The 21,039-nt window shown below is 72.8% G+C and carries 14 protein-coding genes; 7 read left to right on the top strand and 7 right to left on the bottom strand.

The window, feature by feature from the left end:
* Window positions 1-30: 30 nt before the first annotated feature.
* The 3 genes from ICW24_RS10385 to rfbB all read right to left on the bottom strand — a co-directional run bounded on the left by ICW24_RS10385 (window position 31) and on the right by rfbB (window position 3,952).
* Window positions 31-1,314, bottom strand: coding sequence for a DUF1972 domain-containing protein (locus tag ICW24_RS10385; protein ID WP_226345647.1), 1,284 nt, complete (start codon window positions 1,312-1,314; stop codon window positions 31-33).
* Window positions 1,315-1,517: 203 nt separating this feature from the next.
* Complete coding sequence (locus ICW24_RS10390; RefSeq protein ID WP_226345648.1) at window positions 1,518-2,906, bottom strand: sugar nucleotide-binding protein; 1,389 nt, start codon at window positions 2,904-2,906, stop codon at window positions 1,518-1,520.
* A gap of 44 nt (window positions 2,907-2,950) precedes the next feature.
* Complete coding sequence (gene rfbB / locus ICW24_RS10395) at window positions 2,951-3,952, bottom strand: dTDP-glucose 4,6-dehydratase (protein ID WP_226345649.1); 1,002 nt, start codon at window positions 3,950-3,952, stop codon at window positions 2,951-2,953.
* A 122-nt stretch (window positions 3,953-4,074) separates the two neighbouring features.
* Between rfbB and rfbA the strand changes: the two genes are divergently transcribed.
* From rfbA to ICW24_RS10415, 4 genes are all read left to right on the top strand, one after another.
* On the top strand, window positions 4,075-4,983 hold the full coding sequence (rfbA, locus tag ICW24_RS10400) for a glucose-1-phosphate thymidylyltransferase RfbA (protein WP_226345650.1): 909 nt from the start codon (window positions 4,075-4,077) through the stop codon (window positions 4,981-4,983).
* Window positions 4,984-5,128: 145 nt separating this feature from the next.
* Window positions 5,129-8,830 (top strand): transcription-repair coupling factor, encoded by a 3,702-nt coding sequence (mfd, locus tag ICW24_RS10405; RefSeq protein WP_226345651.1) that lies wholly within the window; start codon window positions 5,129-5,131, stop codon window positions 8,828-8,830.
* Window positions 8,831-8,917: 87 nt separating this feature from the next.
* A complete protein-coding gene (locus tag ICW24_RS10410; protein ID WP_226345652.1) occupies window positions 8,918-9,454 on the top strand; it encodes a hypothetical protein in 537 nt (178 codons plus the stop codon).
* Window positions 9,455-9,551: 97 nt separating this feature from the next.
* Window positions 9,552-10,166 carry a MazG family protein gene (locus tag ICW24_RS10415; RefSeq protein WP_226345653.1) on the top strand — a complete coding sequence of 205 codons (615 nt, stop codon included), beginning with the start codon at window positions 9,552-9,554 and terminating at the stop codon, window positions 10,164-10,166.
* Between the two features lie 173 nt (window positions 10,167-10,339).
* Here ICW24_RS10415 and ICW24_RS10420 read toward each other — a convergent pair whose 3' ends face one another.
* The 3 genes from ICW24_RS10420 to mmsB form a co-directional block, all read right to left on the bottom strand.
* Complete coding sequence (locus tag ICW24_RS10420; protein WP_226345654.1) at window positions 10,340-11,818, bottom strand: aldehyde dehydrogenase family protein; 1,479 nt, start codon at window positions 11,816-11,818, stop codon at window positions 10,340-10,342.
* Window positions 11,819-12,051: 233 nt separating this feature from the next.
* A complete protein-coding gene (locus ICW24_RS10425; protein WP_226345788.1) occupies window positions 12,052-13,407 on the bottom strand; it encodes an MFS transporter in 1,356 nt (451 codons plus the stop codon).
* Window positions 13,408-13,508: 101 nt separating this feature from the next.
* The gene (gene mmsB, locus ICW24_RS10430) at window positions 13,509-14,447 is read right to left on the bottom strand and encodes a 3-hydroxyisobutyrate dehydrogenase (protein ID WP_226345655.1); all 939 of its coding nucleotides are present in this window, start codon (window positions 14,445-14,447) and stop codon (window positions 13,509-13,511) included.
* A gap of 432 nt (window positions 14,448-14,879) precedes the next feature.
* Between mmsB and eno the strand changes: the two genes are divergently transcribed.
* From eno to ICW24_RS10445, 3 genes are all read left to right on the top strand, one after another.
* Window positions 14,880-16,169, top strand: a complete 1,290-nt coding sequence (eno, locus tag ICW24_RS10435) for a phosphopyruvate hydratase (protein WP_226345656.1) — start codon at window positions 14,880-14,882, stop codon at window positions 16,167-16,169.
* A 302-nt stretch (window positions 16,170-16,471) separates the two neighbouring features.
* The gene (locus ICW24_RS10440) at window positions 16,472-16,954 is read left to right on the top strand and encodes an FtsB family cell division protein (protein ID WP_307781327.1); all 483 of its coding nucleotides are present in this window, start codon (window positions 16,472-16,474) and stop codon (window positions 16,952-16,954) included.
* 104 nt (window positions 16,955-17,058) lie between these two features.
* Window positions 17,059-17,544 (top strand): DUF501 domain-containing protein, encoded by a 486-nt coding sequence (locus tag ICW24_RS10445; protein ID WP_226345790.1) that lies wholly within the window; start codon window positions 17,059-17,061, stop codon window positions 17,542-17,544.
* Between the two features lie 62 nt (window positions 17,545-17,606).
* On the opposite strand, the gene ICW24_RS10450 is transcribed toward ICW24_RS10445, so the two are convergent.
* Window positions 17,607-21,032, bottom strand: coding sequence for a pyruvate carboxylase (locus tag ICW24_RS10450; protein ID WP_226345657.1), 3,426 nt, complete (start codon window positions 21,030-21,032; stop codon window positions 17,607-17,609).
* Window positions 21,033-21,039 lie beyond the last annotated feature (7 nt).

Here is a 21,039-nt window from a genome sequence, read left to right on the forward strand (position 1 = left end):
TTCGGCGCAATCGGTGCCGGGACGTCCGGCTCACCGGGCGTCGACGGACGCGTCGGCAGGGCGGTCGGCCGGGTTCGCGGGGACCGGGGACTCGATGCGGCCCGCCTCCTCCGGGGGTTGGATCCACGGGGTCCGCCCGTAACGCCAGGCGGAGGCGGGGGAGCGGCGTCCCGAGTACAGCGTGCGCTGGGACTCTCCGCCGGCCAGACGATCGCACAACGCGCCGTAGGCGGTGGCGACGTGGTCCCAGGTGTACCGCCGCAGAGCGCGGGCGGCGAGGGCGTCGCCGCGCCTGCGGGTGTCGACGGGGTCGGCCTCCGCCTCGTCGATGGCGGCCGCGATCTCACCCGGGGTGGACGCGTACAGGGCGTCGGGTCCCGCGACCTCGCGGTTGAACACGACGTCGTAGGCGATCGTCTGCGTGCCGGCGCCCATCGCCCGCAGCAGCGAGGGGTTGGTCCCCCCGACGGAGTGGCCGTGCAGGTACGTGAGGGCACCGGCGTACAGCTGGTCGAGGAGGTTCTGGTCCCACACACCGCCCAGGAGGCGGACCTGGTCCGATCGGGAGGCCAGTTCCTCGATCCGGGCGTTGTGCTCGGTGGGGTACGGGGTCGACCCGACGACCACGAGCGGGTAGCGGGCCCCGCTGCGCAGATACCCCTCGATCATGAGGTCGACGTGGTTCTCGGGCTCGAACCGGGCGACGCAGACGTGGAAGCGGCCCTTCTCCACCCTCACGCCCGACAGCAGGTCGGAGCCCACCCGCGTCATGTCCGGGGCGCCGTAGGCGATGCCGACCGTGCGGGCCCCGAACTCGTCCGCGTAGTAGCGCTCGATGCCGTAGGCGTCGGCGACCAGCGCGTCGGCCCATCGCACGGACAGCGACTCGGCGAGCCGGTAGTACCGGCGGCCTACCGGCCCCCACTTGGTGCGGCGCCACTCGAGGCCGTCGACGTGCACCGCGGCCGGGATGCCGCGCAACCTCAGCAGCGGCAGCACGGGCGCGTTGGCCGCGTTGCAGACGACGACGGCGTCGAATCGGCGCCGCGAGAAGACCAGGTGCAGAGCGGAGAGGAACGTGTGGCTCAGGGTCTCGAGCGAGCGCTTCTTCATGGCCGGCAGATGGACCAGCTTCATCCCGAGGTACTCACGGGGTTGCGGCGTCTCGCCGCTGTTCCCCGTCCGGCAATAGACGGTGACGTCGTGGCCCTGCTCGACCAGACGGCGGCCGACCTCCTCCATCGCCGTCTCGAAACCGCCGTAACGCGCGGGCACGCCCCGCGTTCCGAGGAGGGCGATCCGACGCGCGCGCACAGCGTGTCCACCTGGCATGTCCCGACTCGCTTTCCCCCGGGCCATGACCCTGGGCGTCATCTGCTCGCGACCCCTCCGCGCCGTGTCGTACGCGGGCCCCAGTGGATCGAACGTTCAGAACGACTGTACAGGCGCGGGAACCGTCACGCCGGGGCGAGCCCCGCCCGGCGGGCGGCCCCCGGCGCCCGGGTCCGTGAACGGGGTCAGTCGCGAGCGAGTATCTCCCGTAAGCGCGCTCGGGCCTCGGGTGCGCGTGAGCCGACGCCCTCGAGCTTGCTCGTGTCGAGCGTGCTGTGGGTGGGCCGGGGAGCCATCGCCTTGCCGGCGAAGAACTCCTCGGTGCTCACCCGCGCGACGTCGTCACGGTCCCGGCCGCGCAGCTCGAAGACGTCGGCGGCGATGTCGGCCCAGCTCTGCGTCGGGCCCGAGTTGGTCAGGTTGTACGTGCCGTAGGCCGCGCCGGTACGCACGAGGTGGACGATGCCCGCCGCGATGTCCTCGGTGAACGAGAGCCGGCCGAACTGGTCGTCGACGACCGACGGACTCACGCCCTTGTCGGCGAGCATCGCCATCGTCGCGACGAAGTTCTTCCCCTCGCCGACGACCCAGCTCGTCCGCACGATGTAGTGCCGGGGGCAGGCGGCGACCAGGGCGTCGCCGGCCGCCTTCGTCTGGCCGTACACCCCGAGCGGAGAGAACGGCTCGTCCTCGTCGTGCTCCTCTCGCGTGCCGTCGAAGACGTAGTCGGACGAGACGTGGACCAACGGGATCCCGCGCTCGGTGGCGATGCGGGCCAGGCGCCCGACGCCCGTGACGTTCGTCGCCCACGCCTCCCGTCGACCCTCCGGGGTCTCTGCGGCGTCAACGGCGGTGTACGCCGCCGCGTTGATGATGGCGTCGACGTCGGCCCAGTCGATCTCGTCGAGAGTCTCGGGCCGGGCCAGGTCGGCCACGGCGCGCGGGAGGGCGAGCGCGTCGGGGATCGCCGACGCGAGGGCGCGCCCGAGCTGACCGCCGGCCCCGAGGATCACCGTCCGCCGCGCCCGGACGGGGCGGGACTGCGCGAGCGGCGGGTGCGACCGGTCGGCCTCGGACAGGACGGCCTCGTCGAGGGGGACCGGCCAGGCGATCCCCAGCTCGGGATCGCCCAGCTGGACGAAGGTGTACCGCTCCTTGGCCGCGGGGCTCCAGTGGTCGTTGACGAGGTAGGCGTACGCCGTTCTTGGTTCGAGGGTCTGGTAGGCGTTGCCGACCCCGCGGGGCACGAACACCGCCGTGCCGGGCCCGATCTCGACGGTGACGACGCGGCCGTGGCCCGCACCGTCGCGCAGGTCGACCCAGGCCCCGAAGACGCGGCCCGTGGTGACGGAGACGAGCTTGTCCCACGGCTCCGCGTGGATGCCCCGGGTCACCCCGCGTTCCTCGTTGTACGAGACGTTCTGCTGGACGGGACCGAAGTCCGGCAGCCCCGCCGCGACCATCTTGGCCCGTTGCCAGTTCTCCTTGAACCAGCCGCGGTTGTCGCCGTGGACGGGCAGATCGAGGACGAGGAGGCCGGGGATGTCGGTCGTGCGGACGACGAGTTCGCTCACTGTCACAGGGTCCTGACGTGGGAGGGGTGGGCGGCGGGTGGGATTCAGGCCTGGCCGACGGCGGCGTACTTCGCCTCGGTGGCGGCCTTCTGGCCGCGCCACCAGCCCTCGTTCGCCCGGTACCAGTCGATGGTGTCGGCGAGGCCGGCTCGGAAGTCCGCGAACCGCGGCTGCCACCCGAGCTCCGTGCGCAGCCTGGTCGAGTCGATGGCGTAGCGCAGGTCGTGGCCGGCGCGGTCGGTGACGAGGTCGTAGGCGTCGCGCGGCCGGCCCATGAGCTCGAGGACGAGCTCGACGACGTCGCGGTTGTTCTGCTCGCCGTCGGCGCCGATGAGGTAGGTCGCTCCGATCTCACCGCGTTCGGCGATGCGCAGCACGGCCGAGCTGTGATCCTCCACGTGGATCCAGTCACGCACGTTGCGGCCCTGCCCGTACAGCTTGGGCCGCCCTCCGTCGAGCACGTTGGTGATCTGGCGCGGGATGAACTTCTCGACGTGCTGGAAGGGTCCGTAGTTGTTCGAGCAGTTACTGATGGTGGCCCGCACCCCGAAGGAGCGGACCCAGGCGCGTACGAGTAGATCGGACCCGGCCTTGGTCGAGCTGTAGGGGCTCGAGGGGTTGTACGGCGTGTCCTCGGAGAACCGCTCCGGGTCGTCGAGTTCGAGGTCTCCGAAGACCTCGTCGGTGGAGATGTGGTGGTAGCGGGTGTCGTACCGCCTGACGGCCTCGAGCAGGGTGTACGTGCCGACGATGTTGGTCTCGACGAACGGCCACGGTTCGGACAGCGAGTTGTCGTTGTGCGACTCGGCGGCGAAGTGCACGACGACATCGGACGCGGCCACGAGCCGGTCGACCACCTCGGCGTCGCAGATGTCGCCGTGGACGAACGTCAGCCGGTCGTCCGGCAGGCCGTCGAGCGTGCGGCGGTCGCCGGCGTAGGTCAACTTGTCGAGGACGGTGACGCGGGCGTCCGTCGTGGTCAACAGGTGGCGGACGAAGTTGGAGCCGATGAACCCGGCCGCACCGGTCACGAGAAAGCGGGACATGGGCCCCATCGTAGGGGCGGAATCGGCGGCCCTGCGGGCGGCCGATCGTTCGTGACCCGCCTGGCGAAAGAGGGCGGTGGGCCGACGCGCCGCGGCGGCGGCATACCCGCCAGACTGGCCCCATGCGCGGCATCATTCTGGCCGGTGGGACCGGCTCTCGGCTCCACCCGATCACCCAGGGCATCAGCAAGCAGCTCGTGCCCGTCTACGACAAACCGATGATCTACTACCCCCTGTCGACGCTCATCCTCTCGGGCATCCAGGACATCCTGGTCATCACCACCGCGCACGAATCAGAGGGCTTCCGCCGGCTCCTGGGGGACGGCTCACAGTTCGGGGTGTCGATCGCGTACGCGGAACAACCCTCACCCGACGGACTGGCCCAGGCCTTCACGATCGGGGCCGACTTCATCGGTGGGGACGAGGTCGCCCTCGTCCTCGGCGACAACATCTTCCACGGGCACGGTCTGGGGACCCAGCTGCGGCTGCTGCGCGGCCTGACCGGGGGAGTGGTCTTCGCCTACTGGGTGGCCGACGCGAGCGCGTACGGCGTCGTGGAGTTCGGAGACGACGGTCGGGTGCGGTCCATCGAGGAGAAGCCCGCGGTCCCGAGATCGAACTACGCCGTGCCGGGTCTCTACTTCTACAACAACGACGTCGTCGAGATCGCTCGCAACCTACGGCCCTCGCCCCGGGGCGAGTACGAGATCACCGACGTCAACCGGGCCTACCTCGAGCGCGGCACCCTGCGCGTCTCCGTCCTCGAACGGGGGACGGCGTGGCTCGACACCGGGACCTTCGACTCCCTCGGTGACGCCGGGACCTTCGTCCGGACCGTGCAGTCCCGGCAGGGCCTGAAGGTGGGCTGCCCCGAGGAGGCCGCGTGGCGTCTCGGATTCCTCGACGACGACGGACTGCGTCGGCGTGCCGAGGCCCTGGCCAAGTCCGGCTACGGCGACTATCTGCTCGAGATCCTCTCGCACGGCAAGAGCGGCGTCGGCGACGTGCCGGGGCCGTTGCCCCGAGCCTGAGGGCCTGTTCCGCGCGCCCCGGCAGGCCGTGGCACGGGGCGGTCCAGGCGCCCGGGGGAATGTCGGAGGCCGACTCTAGGCTGTCTATCGACGGACGCCTGCGAACCCGGGCTGCCACTTCGTTTCCACAGGAGCCTGCCCACCCATGAGCCTCACCCCCCTCGTCGACGTCCTGCGCGGCGACCCCGCGCTGGCGCGCGTCCTCGCGGCGGCCGGGGACGGTACGGGCGCCGGCTTCGTCGACGTCACGGTCGCCCCCGGTGCCCGTCCGGCCGTGCTCGCGGCGCTCACCGGCGCGGCGCGGGAGGCCGATGCGGCGCGCGGGGACTCAGACGGGTCGGTGGAGGCCGCCCCGCCGCCGGTCCTGCTCGTCGTCACGGCGACGACGCGGGCGGCGGACGACCTCGTCGAGGCCCTCGGCTGCTACCTGCCGGCGCAGCGGATCGCGCCGTTCCCGAGCTGGGAGACCCTGCCGCACGAGCGGCTCAGCCCGCGCAGCGACACGGTCGGCAAGCGCCTCGCCGTGCTGCGCCGCCTCGCCCACCCGGAGGCGGACGAGGCGGGCGGCTACGGCCCGCTCGACGTCGTCGTCGCCCCCGTGCGCGCCCTCCTGCAGCCGGTGGCCAAGGGGCTCGGCGAGCTCGAGCCGGTCGCGCTGCACGCGGGGGAGGAGCACCCGCTGTCCGAGGTCGTCGACGCGCTCGCGGCCGCCGCGTACACGCGCACCGACCTCGTCGAGCGGCGCGGCGAGTTCGCCGTCCGCGGCGGCGTGCTCGACGTGTTCCCGCCCACCCGCGAGCATCCGATCCGCGTCGAGTTCTTCGGCGACGAGGTCGACGAGATCCGCGAGTTCAAGGTCGCCGACCAGCGCAGCCTCGCCCCGACGCCCGGGGCGCCGCCGCTGTCGCTGTGGGCCCCGCCCTGCCGCGAGCTGCTGCTCACCCCCGACGTGCGCGAGCGCGCCGCCCGCCTCGCCCAGACCCTCCCGGGCGTCGCCGACCTGCTCGGCAAGGTCGCCGAGGGCATCGCCGTCGAGGGGATGGAGTCGCTCGCCCCGGCCCTGCTGCCCGGCATGGAGACACTCCTCGACGTGCTCCCGGCCGGCTCCCGGGCCGTGCTCGTTGACCCCGAACGGGTCCGCACCCGCGCCCACGACCTCGTCGCGACGAGCGCGGAGTTCCTCGAGGCGAGCTGGGCGAACGCGGCCGCCGGCAACGCGGTCCCCGTCGACCTGCGCGGCGTCCTCGACGAGGCCTCCTACCGCACGCTCGGCGACCTGCGCGCCCACGCCGTCTCCATCGGTACCCCCTGGTGGTCGCTGACGAGCTTCACCGCCGGCCCCGACGGCGACGAGCCCACGGTCGGCGGCGAGAGCGACGACACGACCTACCACCGCATCGACACGACCGAGGTCATCCCCTACCGCGGGGCCTCCGAGGCCGCGGTCGCCGACGTGCGCCGCTGGAACGAGGAGGGGCGCCTCGTCGTCGTCGTCACCGAGGGCTCCGGCCTGTCGAAGCGGTTCGCGGAGGTGCTCGCCGAGCACGAGGTGCCCCACCGGCTCCAGCCCGACGGGCTCGACCTCGAGCGCGGCCTCGTCCACCTGACGACCGGCGCCGCCGACCACGGCTTCCTCGCCCCGACCGCCGGGCTCGTCCTGCTCACCGAGGCCGACCTCGTCGAGAGCGGGACGGCGACCTCGGGCGGCAGCACCAAGGACATGCGGCGCATGCCGTCGCGCCGGCGCAACCAGGTCGACCCGCTCTCGCTGCGCGCCGGCGACTTCGTCGTCCACGAGCAGCACGGCGTCGGCCGGTTCGTCGAGATGGCCCAGCGCACCGTGCAGGGCGCGACGCGGGAGTACCTGCTGCTGGAGTACGCGAGCAGCAAGCGCGGCCAGCCCGGCGACCGCCTCTTCGTCCCCACCGACCAGCTCGACCAGGTCACGCGGTACGTCGGCGGCGAGGCCCCGACCCTCAACAAGCTCGGCGGCTCCGACTGGAGCAAGACGAAGTCGCGCGCCAAGCGGCACGTCAAGGAGATCGCCGGCGAGCTCATCCGTCTCTACAGCGCGCGGATGGCGACCGTCGGCCACGCCTTCGGCCCCGACACGCCCTGGCAGCGCGAGCTCGAGGACGCGTTCGCCTACGTCGAGACCACCGACCAGCTCTCGAGCATCGACGAGGTCAAGGCCGACATGGAGAAGGAGGTCCCCATGGACCGCCTCATCTGCGGCGACGTCGGCTACGGCAAGACCGAGATCGCGGTCCGCGCGGCGTTCAAGGCGATCCAGGACGGCAAGCAGGTCGCCGTGCTCGTGCCGACGACCCTCCTCGTGCAGCAGCACTTCCAGACCTTCTCGGAGCGGTACGCCCAGTTCCCGGTCACGGTCAAGGCGCTCTCGCGGTTCCAGAGCGACGCCGAGGCGAAGGCGACGATCGACGGGCTCGCCGACGGCAGCGTCGACCTCGTCATCGGCACGCATCGCCTCCTCTCGGGGAGCATCCGGTTCAAGGACCTCGGGCTCGTCGTCATCGACGAGGAGCAGCGCTTCGGCGTCGAGCACAAGGAGCAGCTCAAGGCGCTGCGCACGAACGTCGACGTCCTCGCGATGTCGGCGACGCCGATCCCGCGCACCCTCGAGATGGCCGTCACCGGGATCCGCGAGATGAGCACGCTCGCCACGCCCCCGGAGGAGCGCCACCCGGTGCTCACGTTCGTCGGCGCCTACGACGAGAAGCAGATCACGGCCGCCATCCGGCGCGAGCTGCTCCGCGAGGGGCAGGTCTTCTTCGTCCACAACAAGGTGAGTTCGATCGACCGGCTCGCCGCCCGCATCCGCGAGCTCGTGCCCGAGGCGCGGGTCGCGACGGCCCACGGCAAGATGGGCGAGCACCGGCTCGAGCAGGTCGTCCTCGACTTCTGGGAGAAGAAGTTCGACGTCCTCGTGTGCACGACGATCATCGAGACGGGCCTCGACATCTCGAACGCGAACACCCTCATCCTCGACCGCGCCGACACCTACGGCCTCTCCCAGCTCCACCAGTTGCGCGGACGGGTCGGCCGCGGTCGCGAGCGCGCGTACGCGTACTTCCTCTACCCGCCCGACAAGCCGATGACCGAGACGGCCCACGACCGTCTGGCGACGATCGCGAGCCACACCGACCTCGGCGCCGGCATGCAGGTGGCGATGAAGGACCTCGAGATCCGCGGCGCCGGCAACCTGCTCGGGGGCGAGCAGTCGGGGCACATCGCCGGGGTCGGCTTCGACCTGTACGTGCGGCTCGTCGGCGAGGCCGTCGCCGACTTCCGCACGGGCTCGGACCGCTCCGCCGACCAGCCGCGCGAGGTGAAGATCGAGCTGCCGGTCGACGCCCACCTGCCGCACGACTACGTGCCCGGCGAGCGGCTGCGCCTCGAGGCGTACAAGAAGCTCGCCGCCGTCGAGAGCGAGGAGGCCCTCGCCGAGATCGAGGCCGAGATCGTCGACCGGTACGGCCAGATGCCGGAGCCGGTGCGCAACCTCATCGCCGTCGCCCGCCTGCGCACCCTCGCGCGCGCGGCCGGGGTGGCCGACATCGGGGTGCAGGGCACCCGGATCCGGTTCGGCCCGGTCGAGCTCCGCGAGAGCCAGCAGCTGCGCCTCGAGCGGATGTACAAGGGCACGATCGTCAAGCCGGCGACGCGGACGATCCTCGTCAACGCCCCGAAGACCAAGCCGGTCGGCGGGCAGCCGCTGCGCGACACCGCCGTGCTGGAATGGGCGGGCGAGCTGCTCACCCACGTGCTCCTCGACGGCGCGCCCGCGGCGGCCGGTGCGAGCGCGGCCGGGGCGGGCAGGCGATGATGGCGGGCGAGGCACGCACGATGACCGAGAATGGGATCCATCCGGGACCCGGGCGAGCAGGCCCGGGCCGGCACGAGAGGAACTGCGGTGAGCGCACACACGGCTCGTAGGCGGATGACGATGCGGGCGGCCGCGGCGGGGCTGGCCCTCGCCGGCGCCGTCACCACGGCGTCGTGCTCCGTCCCGACCCCCGGCGTCGCGGCCCGCGTCCAGGGGCAGGAGATCCCCGAGCAGGCGATCGACGACATCGCCGCCGACTTCGCCTCCGTCCAGGGGGCGCAGGTGCCGCAGCGGAGCCAGATCGCGTTCGTGCTCATCGCGCGGCCCTTCGTGCAGCAGGCGCTCGGCGCGCAGGCCTCCCGCGTGTCGACGGCCTCCGTGCGCTCGGCGCTCGCCCAGCAGCTCCCGGACCCGTCGCCGGCCACGGTCGAGTTCTTCCACACCCAGCAACTCGCCCAGCAGTTCGACGAGCGGACGAGCGCCGCGTTCCAGAAGGCGATGACGACCGCCGACGTGCAGGTCAACCCCAAGTACGGCACCTGGGCCCCCGACCAGGGAGGCCTGACGCCGTACAACCCCGACTGGCTCGCCAAGCCCTTCGCCGCGCCCAACCCGGCCGGCTGAGCGCGTGGGCGCCGACCCCGCCCACGCCGACCCGTCGGAGCCGGGCGTCCACGCCGCCGCGTCGGGCGGAACGTCGCGTCCAGCCGACCTCTCTCGGGTGGCCGAGCTCGTCGCGGTCATGGACCGGCTGCGCTCACCGGGCGGATGCCCGTGGGATGCGCAGCAGACGCACGCCACCCTCGCCCCGTACGCGGTGGAGGAGGCCCACGAACTCGCCGACGCCATCGCCGCCGGCGACCCCGACGACATCGCCGACGAGCTCGGCGACGTCCTGCTCCAGGTCGTCTTCCACGCCCGGGTCGCCGCCGACGCGCCCGACCCGGCCGCCCGGTTCGACCTCGACGACGTCGCCGGCCGCATCGTCGCCAAGCTGCGCCGCCGCCACCCCCACGTGTTCGCCGACGGCTCCGCCCGCACCCCGGGCGAGGTGGAGGTGAGCTGGGAGGAGATCAAGCGGCGCGAGAAGCCGGAGCGCACCGGCCCCCTCGACGGACTGCCCACGGGTCTGCCGCCCCTGGAGCGCGCCGCGAAGGTCGCCTCCCGCCTGTCCCGCGCGGGCCGGGCCGACGAGGTGTCCGCCGCCGCGGCGGCCCTGCCCGACGGCCCCGGCGCCCGCCTGCTGCGCGAGGCGCTGGCCTGCGCCGCGACGGGCGTCGACCCGACGACGGAACTGCGCGCCGCGCTGCGCGAGGTCGAGTCCCGGCTCTCCTGAGCGCGGCCCGCGCCGTTCTCCACCGCGTCCGGGGAGGCTGCCGGTCTCGGGTCGGCTCGTGACGTGGAGGTTCACGGACTCGCGCCGACCGCCCGCTCCGCTCCACCCTCGCCCGTCCGGGCACGGCGACGCCGGCCACCCGAGCGGGGGGCGGCCGGCGTCGGGTCCGTCGCTCAGTGCAGCTTGACGTTGATCTGCTTGATCTGGGTGAAGCCTTCGAGCATGCCCTCCAGGGAGGCCTCGCGGCCGATGCCGGAGGTCTTCATGCCGCCGTAGGACTGGCCGACGAGCTGGCCGCCGCCCTGGTTGACCTGCACCCAGCCGGAGTCGATGCGGTTGGCCGTCGTGATGGCGGCGTCGAGGTCCTTGCTGAAGACGAACGCGGCCAGGCCGTAGTGCGTCCCGTTGGCCATCTCGACGACCTCGTCGACGTCCTTCCACGGGATGACCGACAGGACGGGCCCGAAGATCTCCTCCTGGGCGATGCGCCAGTCGTTGTCGACCCGCGAGAGGATCATGGGCGCGTGGTAGAAGCCGGGCTCGCCGACGGACAGATGGGGGCGGCCGTCGTAGGCGACCTCGACGCCCTCCTGGGACAGCCCGTCGTCGATGTAGCCCTGGACGCGGTCGTACTGCTTCGCGTTGATGATGCAGCCGATGTCGCTGGCCTCGTCCCGCGGGTCGCCGACCTTGAGGGCGGCGGCGGCCTCGACGAGGCGCTCGAGCACCGAGTCGTAGCAGTCCTCGTGGAGGAACAGCCGGGATCCGGCGGTGCAACTCTGCCCCTGGCGGGCGAACCGGGTCGACGCGATGAGCTGGCCGATGAGGTCGGGGGAGTCGGCGTAGTCGGGGAAGACGATCGACGGCGACTTGCCACCCAGCTCGAGGCTGGAGTGGGCGAGCCGCTGCCCCGCCTTCGCGGCGACGCCGCGCCCGACGAGGGTGGAGCCGGTGAACGAGACCTTGTCGACGTCGGGGTGGAGCGTCATGGCCTCGCCGACCTCGGCGCCGTATCCGGTGACGAGGTTGAAGACGCCCGCGGGCAGGTACTCGGCGCAGATCTGCGCGAGGCGCACGATCGTCAGCGGCGCGTCCTCCGCGGCCTTGATGACGATCGTGTTACCGGCCGCGAGGGCCGCAGGGATCTTGAACCCGGCGATGAGCAGCGGGCTGTTCCACGGCAGGATGCCGGCGACGACGCCGAGCGGCTGGCGGCGCGTGTACGACAGCTCGCCGTCGCCCGCGGGCAGCGTGACGCCCTTGACCTCACCGGCGACGCCACCGAAGTAGCGGAACAGGTTGATGAGGGTCTGCGCCTCGGGGCGGGCCTGCGTGCGCAGCGCGTTGCCGGTGTCGAGGGCGGTGAGCTGGGCGAGCCCCTCCGCCTCCGACTCGAGCCGGTCGGCGATCGCGAGCAGCGCCTTCTGGCGCACGGTGAACGAGGTGCCGGACCAGCCGGGGAACGCGGCGCGGGCCGCCTTGACGGCCCGGTCGACGTCCTCCTCGGCGCCGCGGGGGGTCGTGGCGATGACGCGGTTGCGGTCCGTCGGCGTGATGATGTCGATCGTCTCGCCGGAGGCGGCGTCGACCCAGTCGCCGCCGATCAGCATCCGTTCCGTCGCGGGGGTGGTCGTGTCGGTGGTGGAGGTCATGTCGTCCTTCCTAGCGCACGGGGACCCGCGACGTCATCACGGTGTCCATCCGTGAGCGCATCGTCGGCCCGTCACGGCGTGCATCGAGGGTCCGGCGTGGGTCCAGGGTGGGTCCGTCGTGATGGCGCCCAGGCGCGTCGCCGGGGGCGGAGACGACGAGGGCGGGGCGGCGCGGTCGTCGCGCCGGCCCCGCCCTCACCCGCGGTCCGGGTCGGTCGCAGGTGGCCCGCCGATCAGAAGCGGCCGCCGTCCTTCTCGACCTGCAGGCGCCGCATGTCCTCGTCGTCGATGGCGACGAGCGAGGCGCCCTTCGTCTCGCGCAGCACGGCCACGGCGACGAGCGTGATCGCCGAGGCGATGACGAGGTACCAGGCGATCGGCACCCACGAGCCGTACTCGCGCAGCAGGGCGGTCGCGATGAGCGGGGCCACCGAGCCGGCGACGATCGAGGTGACCTGGTAGCCGAGCGAAACGCCCGAGTAGCGCATGCGGGTCGGGAACATCTCGGCCATGATCGCGGGCTGCACGGCGTACATGAGGCCGTGCGCGAGCAGGCCGAGGACGATGCCGAGCAGGATGAACATCGGGGCCTTGGTGTCGAAGAGCGGGAACCCGACGAACGGCCAGATCGCGGTGAGCAGGGCGCCGAGCGCGTAGAGCGGACGGCGTCCGACGCGGTCGGACAGGTGCCCGATGAACGGCACGTAGATCGCGTGCAGGACGTGGGCGACGAGCAGCAGGTAGAGGATCTCGGTCGTGTCGACCTTGAGCGCCTTCAGGTACGTGATCGAGAACGTGACGACGATGTAGTAGACGATGTTCTCGGCGAACCGCAGGCCCATGGCCGTGAAGACGCCGCGCGGGTACCGCTTGAACACCTCGACGAGGCCGTACGACGCGGCCGCCTCGGCCTCCGCCTCCGCCTTGGCCTCCTGGAAGATCGGGGAGTCGCTGATCTTCGTGCGGATGTAGAAGCCGATGACGACGATGACGACGCTCAGCCAGAAGCCGACGCGCCAGCCCCACGAGAGGAAGGCCTCGTTGCTCAGCGTGGCCGACAGGACGAGGAGCACGATCGTCGCGAGCAGGTTGCCCAAGGGCACGCCCGCCTGCGGCCAGCTGCCCCAGAAGCCGCGGCTGCGGTTGGGGGAGTGCTCGGTGACGAGCAGGACGGCGCCGCCCCACTCGCCACCGAGGGCGAAGCCCTGGATGAAGCGCAGCAGCACGAGGAGCGCCGGGGCCCAGTACCCGACCTGCTGGAACGTCGGCAGACAGCCCATGAGGAACGTCGACGCCCCGATGAGGACGAGGGAGAGCTGCAGCAGGCTCTTGCGGCCGATCCGGTCGCCGATGTGGCCGAAGACGATGCCGCCGAGCGGGCGGGCCACGAAGCCCACCGCGTAGGTGCCGAACCCGGCGATGATGCCGTCGAGCTCGTTGCCGGTCTGCGGGAAGAAGAGCTTGCCGAAGACGAGGGTCACGGCGGTGCCGTAGAGGAAGAACTCGTACCACTCGACGATCGTGCCGGCCATGGACGCGCCGACCACCTTGCGCAGGTACGACGTGTCCTGCGTGTGCTCGTGCTCCATGCGGCGCCCGACACCGGGGTCGATCGGGGCGCGGTTGGCGCCGGGGACGACGGGCCCGTCGGGGCCGTCGGGGCTACCGCCCGAGGGTGGGTCGATGTGGCTCACGGTGCCGTTCCGTTCTGCGCGTCGGGGGACTGCGCGGTCAGCGTGCCGTCGACGATCTTGACGACGGCGGTGCAGTCCTTGTCGCCGTAGCCGGCGTCGGTGATCTGCTGGAGGCGCTCCGCCATGAGGGCGCCGAAGTCGAGTGGCGTGCCCGTCTGCTCCGCCGCCGCGAGAGCGAGGCCGAGGTCCTTGTGCATGAGGGCGGTCGAGAAGGTCGCCGCGAAGTCGGAGTTCGACGCGGCGCCCTCGACGATGCCCGGCATCGGGTACCACGTGCGCAGGGCCCAGGAGTCGCCCGAGCTCACGCGCGCGATGTCCCAGAAGAGCTTGCGGTCGAGGCCGAGCCGGTCGGCGAGCACCGCGCCCTCGGACATGGCGGCGATGTTGATGCCGAGCATGAGGTTGTTGCAGATCTTCGCGGCCTGGCCGGTCGTCGGCCCGCCGGTGGGGATGACGTTGCCGGCCATGGGCTCGAGGTAGGGGACGGCCTGGTCGACGTTCTCGGGCAGCCCGCCGACCATGAAGGTGAGGGTGCCCGCGGCCGCCCCGCTGATGCCGCCCGAGACGGGGGCGTCGACGAAGGCGAGCCCGCGCCGGGCGGCCTCGTCGTGCAGCTCCTGGGCGGTCGCGACGTCGATCGTCGAGGAGTCGATGAGGACGGCGCCCGGCGCCGCGTGGTCGAAGACGCCCTGTTCGCCGTCGGAGCCGAGGTACACGGCCCGGGCGTGGTCGCCCTTGGGGACCATCGTGACGACGACGTCCGCCCCGTCCACCGCCTCCGCGATGCTGCCGGCGACCTGCAGGCCGGCCTCCTGCGCGGCGCTCGTGGCCTGCGGGGAGACGTCGTAGCCGCGGACGGTGTGTCCCGCGGAGATGAGGTGGGTCGCCATCCGGCTCCCCATGTTGCCGAGGCCGATCCAGGCCACTGTCGTCATCTGCGCTTCTCCTTCGAAGCTCGGGGGGGACACCGGACGCCGGGGGCGCCGGCGCGGTGCGTCTCGTGCTGTCCGCCGGGCGGCCGCCCGATGGTGGGGGCGGGACTGACCGAGGGATCAGGCCGCGAGTGTAGGTCCGCGCCGCGCCGCGCGCCCACCCCCGCGCCACCGGCGTGGCGGCCGGTGTCCGCGGGAGGTACGAGGTTTGCGCCAGGCGGGCGGGGTGGCGCGCCGGTGCGGCCCGGGCCGGACCGCGTAGGCTCGGGGGCGAAGGCAGGGGTCGCCCCTCCGGCGTCGTCCGGGCGTCGTCATGCGTCGTCACGGCGTCGTCACCCGGTCGTCACGGGCCCTCGAGATCGTTCCCGCACCCGGGCGGGACCGGCCCCTGACCCGACCCGGCACCCCGAACACCACCCGTCGAAGGAGAGTTCTGTGGCCAGCATCGAAGAAATCGGCGCCCGCGAGATCCTGGATTCCCGTGGCAACCCGACCGTGGAGGTCGAGGTGCTGCTCGACGACGGCGTCACGGCCCGCGCGGCCGTGCCCAGCGGCGCCTCCACCGGCGCCTTCGAGGCGGTCGAGCGGCGCGACGGCGACAAGGGCCGCTACCTCGGCAAGGGCGTCGAGCAGGCCGTGGACGCGGTGCTCGACGACATCACCCCGCGGCTGCTCGGTTTCGACGCGAGCGACCAGCGCCTCGTCGACGGCGAGATGTTGGCGCTCGACGGCACCGACAACAAGGGCGAGCTCGGCGCCAACGCCATCCTCGGCGTCTCCCTCGCCGTGGCCCGCGCCGCCGCCGACTCGGCCGGCCTGCCCCTGTTCCGCTACGTCGGCGGGCCCAACGCCCACATCCTGCCCGTGCCGATGATGAACATCCTCAACGGCGGCTCCCACGCCGACAGCAACGTCGACATCCAGGAGTTCATGATCGCCCCGATCGGCGCGCCGTCCTTCAAGGAGGCCGTGCGCTGGGGCGCCGAGGTGTACCACGCCCTGAAGAAGGTGCTCAAGGACCGCGGCCTCGCCACGGGCCTCGGCGACGAGGGCGGCTTCGCGCCGAACCTCGAGAGCAACCGCGCCGCGCTCGACCTCATCCTCGAGGCGATCGAGGCCGCCGGCTACACGCCCGGCACCGACATCGCGCTCGCGCTCGACGTCGCCGCGTCCGAGTTCTTCGAGAACGGCACCTACGCGTTCGAGGGCGGCTCCAAGACGGCGGCGGAGATGATCGACTACTACGCCGACCTCGTCGCCTCCTACCCGCTCGTGTCCATCGAGGACCCGCTGAACGAGGAGGACTGGGACGGCTGGAAGCAGATGACCGACCGCCTCGGCGACCGCGTCCAGCTCGTCGGCGACGACCTGTTCGTCACCAACCCCGAGCGTCTCGGCCGCGGCATCGCCTCGGGCACCGCGAACGCGCTCCTCGTCAAGGTCAACCAGATCGGCACGCTCACCGAGACCCTGGACGCCGTGACGCTGGCCCAGACGAACGGCTTCCGCTGCATGATGAGCCACCGCTCCGGCGAGACCGAGGACACGACGATCGCCGACCTGGCCGTCGCGACGAACTGCGGCCAGATCAAGACCGGCGCCCCGGCCCGGTCCGAGCGCGTCGCCAAGTACAACCAGCTCCTGCGCATCGAGGAGGCCCTCGACGACGCGGCCGTGTACGCCGGCGCCGGCGCCTTCCCGCGCTTCAAGGGCGCCTCGGCCTGAGCCGGGATCGCATGACTGACGAGCGTCGCCGGTTCCGTCGCGGTTCCGGCCCGAGCAGTGTCTCGAGCGTGACGGGCGGGCCCGGTTCCGGGCCGGCCCGTCGCGCCGGGTCGTCGTCGACCCCGAACCGCGGCGCGCGTCGCCCCACCGCGGCCGGCCGGCCCCCGGGCGGGCCGGCCGGGGCAGCGGGCCGGCGCCCGGGCGCCCCGCGGCGGGACGGGCGGGCCGCCACCGGGTCCACCCGGGTCGCGGCCAGCCCGTTCGCGCGCCGGTCGACCCGCCGCCTCGCGATGCTGGGCGCGGTGTTCGTCCTGCTGGCGATCATGCTCGTGCCCACGGTGCGGGCCTACCTCAAGCAGCAGCACGACCTCGCGGAACTGCACGCCCAGCTCGACGCCCAGCGGGCCTCCGTGAGCGCCCTCGAGGACGAGAACCGGCGCTGGCAGGACCCGGCCTACGTCGAGCAGCAGGCCCGGGACCGCCTCAAGTTCGTCCGCCCGGGCGAGAAGGCCTACCAGGTCATCGGCGCCGAGAAGCTCCTCGGCGACCGCCTCACGGGCCGAGCGACGGTCGTCAACCCGAGCGCCGGGGACGACTCCGTGCCCTGGTACGGGCGCATGTGGAGTTCCGTCGTCATCGCCGACCGGATGGACACGGGCAGCGTCGACGCCCCTGTCAGCCCCATCGGCGGGGAGGACGTCCTGCCGGCAGACCCGGCGGCCCCGCCCGCCCCGACCGGCTCGTCCACGACCTCCGGCGCCGACGGCGTCGAGAACCTCCCGTGAGCCCCGACTCCGGGATCGCGGGGGGTTCGGACGTCGCCGCGACCGAGCAGGCGGCCCCGGTGACGGGGGCGGCGCTCGCCGGTGACACCCGCGAGGGCGACGGTTTGGCGGTGGCGCAGGCCGACCTCGACGCCGTCGCCCACCAGCTCGGGCGGGTGCCGCGCGGTGTCGTCGAGGTCGCGTACCGGTGCCCGTGCGGGTGCCCGGCCGTGCTCGCCACGCTGCCGCGGCTGCCCGACGGGACGCCGTTCCCCACGACCTTCTACGCGACGTGCCCCCGCCTCACCGGCGCGATCAGCACGCTCGAGGCCGACGGGCTCATGCGCGACATGACGGCCCGCCTGCGCGAGGACGAGGACCTGGCCGCGGCGTACCGCGCCGCCCACGAGGACTACCTCGCGCGCCGGGAGCGCCTCGGCCACGTCGAAGAGATCGACGGCATCAGCGCCGGCGGCATGCCGACCCGCGTCAAGTGCCTGCACGTGCTCGTCGCCCACAGCCTCGCCGTCGGCCGGGGCGTCAACCCGCTCGGCGACGAGGCCCTCGACGCCCTCGGCCCGTGGTGGGCCGACGGCTGCTGCGGCGCCTGACGGACCGCGCGACGACCGGTCGACCGGCCGGCCGTGTCGACGGGGGGTCGGCCCCCCACCCCTTACTCCGCCGGGTCGAGCACGACGACGAGGTCGCCGCCCTCCAGGGGCCCGGTGCCGTTCAGCGCGACCCGCGCGACCGTGCCCGCGACGGGGGCGGTGATCGACGCCTCCATCTTCATGGCCTCGATCGTCGCGACGGTGTCGCCCGCCTCGACGGTGTCGCCCTGCGCGACGCTCACCGTGACGGCCCCGGCGAACGGGGCGGCCACCTGGCCGGGCACGGACGGGTCGGCCTTCTCGCGCTCGGTCACCTCGGACGCGACCGAACGGTCGCGCACGTTGACGGGCCGCAGGTGGCCGTTGATCGTGCACATGACGTTGCGATAGCCGCGCTCGTCGGCCGGGCCGACCGCCTCCAGGCCGAGCAGGAGCGTCTTGCCCTCCTCGAGCCGGACCTCGCGCTCCTCGCCCTGCCGCAAACCGTAGAAGTAGTCGATGCTCGGCAGCACCGAGACGTCGCCGTACAGCTGGCGCGCCTCGAGGAAGTCGCTGGTCGGGCCCGGGAAGAGCAGCGCGTTGAGCGTGGCCCGGCGGTCGGTGACGAGACCGGTGCGCTGCGCGTCGTCGAGCTCGGTGAGGCCGGGCCGGGCGGTGCGCCCCTCCAGTGCCTTGCTGCGGAACGGCTCCGGCCAGCCACCCGGCGGGTCGCCGAGCTCGCCCGAAAGGAACCCGATGACCGAGTCGGGGACGTCGTACCGACCGGGGTTCTCCTCGAAGTCGTCCGGGTCCGCCCCGACCGCGACGAGGTGCAGCGCGAGGTCGCCGACGACCTTGCTGCTCGGGGTCACCTTGACGATGTTGCCCAGGATGCGGTTGGCCGCCGCGTACATGTCCTCGATCTGCTCGAACTTCTCGCCGAGACCCAGCGCGATCGCCTGCTGGCGCAGGTTGCTCAGCTGGCCGCCGGGGATCTCGTGGAGGTAGACGCGGCCGGTCGGCGCGGGCAGCCCCGACTCGAACGGCGCGTACACCCGGCGCACCGCCTCCCAGTACGGCTCGAGCTCGCACACGGCCCGCAGGTCGAGGCCCGTCTCGCGCTCGGAGTGATCGGTCGCGGCCACGAGCGACGACATCGCCACCTGCGAGGTCGTGCCGGCGAGGGCCGCGCTCGCCGCGTCGACGGCGTCGACACCGGCGTCGATCGCCGCGAGGAGCGTGGCGAGCTGGCCGCCCGCGGTGTCGTGCGTGTGCAGGTGCACGGGCAGGTCGAAACGCTCGCGCAGCGCCGTGACGAGGGTGCGGGCGGCCGGGGCCCGCAGCAGGCCCGCCATGTCCTTGATCGCGATCACGTGGGCGCCCGCGTCGACGATGCGCTGCGCGAGGCCGAGGTAGTAGTCGAGCGTGTAGAGCGACTCGTTCGGGTCGGACAGGTCGCCGGTGTAGCAGAGCGCGACCTCGGCGACGGCCGTGCCGGTCTCGCGGACCGCCTCGATGGCGGGCGCCATCTGCGCGACGTCGTTGAGCGCGTCGAAGATGCGGAAGACGTCGATGCCGGTGGCCGCCGCCTCCTGCACGAACGCCGCCGTCACCTCCGTGGGGTAGGGCGTGTACCCGACGGTGTTGCGCCCCCGCAGGAGCATCTGCAGGCAGATGTTCGGCACGGCCTCGCGCAGGCGCGCGAGCCGCTCCCACGGGTCCTCGCCGAGGAACCGCAGCGCGACGTCGTAGGTCGCCCCGCCCCACGCCTCGATCGACCACAGCTGCGGGGTCGTGCGGGCCACGTGCTCCGCGGCCCCGAGCAGGTCGTAGGTGCGCACCCGCGTCGCGAGCAGGCTCTGGTGGGCGTCGCGGAACGTCGTGTCGGTGACGGCGACGCGCTTCTGCTCCCGCAGGCGGCGCGCGAAGCCCTCCGGCCCGTGGGAGAGGAGGAGCTGGCGGCTGCCGTCGCGCGGCGCGACGCCCAGGTCGGTGTCGGGCAGCTTCGAGCGGGGCTCGACGACGACCGGAGCCTCGCCGTTCGGCCGGTTGACGGTCACGTCGGCGAGGTAGCTGAGCAGCTTCGTCCCGCGGTCGGCCGAGCTGCGCGCCGTGAGCAGGTGGGGGTGGGTCTCGATGAACGACGTCGCGAGCCGCCCGGCCCGGAAGTCGGGGTCGTCGAGCACGGCCTGCAGGAACGGGATGTTCGTGCTCACTCCGCGGATGCGGAACTCGGCAATGGCCCGGGTCGCCCGCGAGACGGCGGTCTCGAAGTCCCGGCCCCGGCAGGTGAGCTTGGCGAGCATCGAGTCGAAGTGGGGGCTCACGGTGGCGCCGGTGTAGGTCGTCCCGCCGTCGAGGCGGACGCCGGCGCCGCCGGGGGAGCGGTAGGTCGTGATCTTGCCCGTGTCGGGGCGGAAGTCGTTCGCCGGGTCCTCGGTGGTGATGCGGCACTGCAGGGCGGCGCCGCGGAGGCGGATCGTGTCCTGGGCCAGGCCGAGGTCGGCCAGGGTGGCCCCGCCCGCGATACGCATCTGCGACTGGACGAGATCGACGTCGGTGACCTCCTCGGTGACCGTGTGCTCGACCTGGATGCGCGGGTTCATCTCGATGAAGACGTGGTTGCCGTCGCGGTCGAGGAGGAACTCGACCGTGCCCGCGTTGCGGTAGCCGATCGCGCGGGCGAACGCCACCGCGTCGGCGCAGATCCTCTCGCGCAGCTCCGGGTCGAGGTGGGGGGCCGGGGCGATCTCGACGACCTTCTGGTGGCGCCGCTGGACCGAGCAGTCGCGCTCGAAGAGATGGATCACCCCGTCGTCGGGGCCGTCGCCGGTCCCGTCGGCGAGGACCTGGACCTCGATGTGCCGCGGGTCGACGACGGCCCGCTCGACGAACACCGTCGGGTCTCCGAACGCGCCCTCGGCCTCGCGCATGCACGCCTGCACCGCCTCGCGCAGGCGGGCCGGCTCGTCGACCCGCCGCATCCCGCGTCCGCCGCCGCCCGCGACGGCCTTGACGAACAGGGGGTAGGCCAGGCCTTCCGCGGACGCGACGAGATCGTCGGCGTCCCGGGTGGGCGCGACGCCCTCGAGGGTCGGCACCCCGGCGTCCTTCGCCGCGGCGATGGCGCGGGACTTGTCGCCGGTGAGCGCGAGCACCCGGGCGCTCGGACCGATGAAGGTGATGCCCTCGCGCTCGCAGGCGGCGGCGAGCTTCGGGTTCTCGGACATGAAGCCGTAGCCGGGGTAGACCGCGTCGGCGCCCGCCTTCAGCGCGGTCGCCACGATGAGCTCGGGGTCGAGGTAGGCGCGCACGGGGTGCCCGCGCTCCCCGATCTCGTAGCTCTCGTCGGCCTTGAGGCGGTGCTCGCTGCCGCGGTCCTCGTACGGGAAGACCGCGACGGTCCGGATCCCGAGCTCGAAGGCCGCGCGGAACGCGCGGATGGCGATCTCACCGCGGTTCGCGACGAGGACCTTGGTGAAGGGCGGAGTCGTGCTCGAGGTGTCCACGATCGGC

It is taken from the genome of Agilicoccus flavus (assembly GCF_014857905.1).
Taxonomy (GTDB): domain Bacteria; phylum Actinomycetota; class Actinomycetes; order Actinomycetales; family Dermatophilaceae; genus Agilicoccus; species Agilicoccus flavus.

What these genes read in the sequence shown, in the direction of transcription:
- rfbB (WP_226345649.1), bottom strand. Translation starts at nt 3,952, where the DNA reads ATGTCCCGCTTTCTCGTGACCGGTGCGGCCGGGTTCATCGGCTCCAAC.
- rfbA (WP_226345650.1), top strand. Translation starts at nt 4,075, where the DNA reads ATGCGCGGCATCATTCTGGCCGGTGGGACCGGCTCTCGGCTCCACCCG.
- mfd (WP_226345651.1), top strand. Translation starts at nt 5,129, where the DNA reads ATGAGCCTCACCCCCCTCGTCGACGTCCTGCGCGGCGACCCCGCGCTG.
- ICW24_RS10420 (WP_226345654.1), bottom strand. Translation starts at nt 11,818, where the DNA reads ATGACCTCCACCACCGACACGACCACCCCCGCGACGGAACGGATGCTG.
- ICW24_RS10425 (WP_226345788.1), bottom strand. Translation starts at nt 13,407, where the DNA reads ATGGAGCACGAGCACACGCAGGACACGTCGTACCTGCGCAAGGTGGTC.
- mmsB (WP_226345655.1), bottom strand. Translation starts at nt 14,447, where the DNA reads ATGACGACAGTGGCCTGGATCGGCCTCGGCAACATGGGGAGCCGGATG.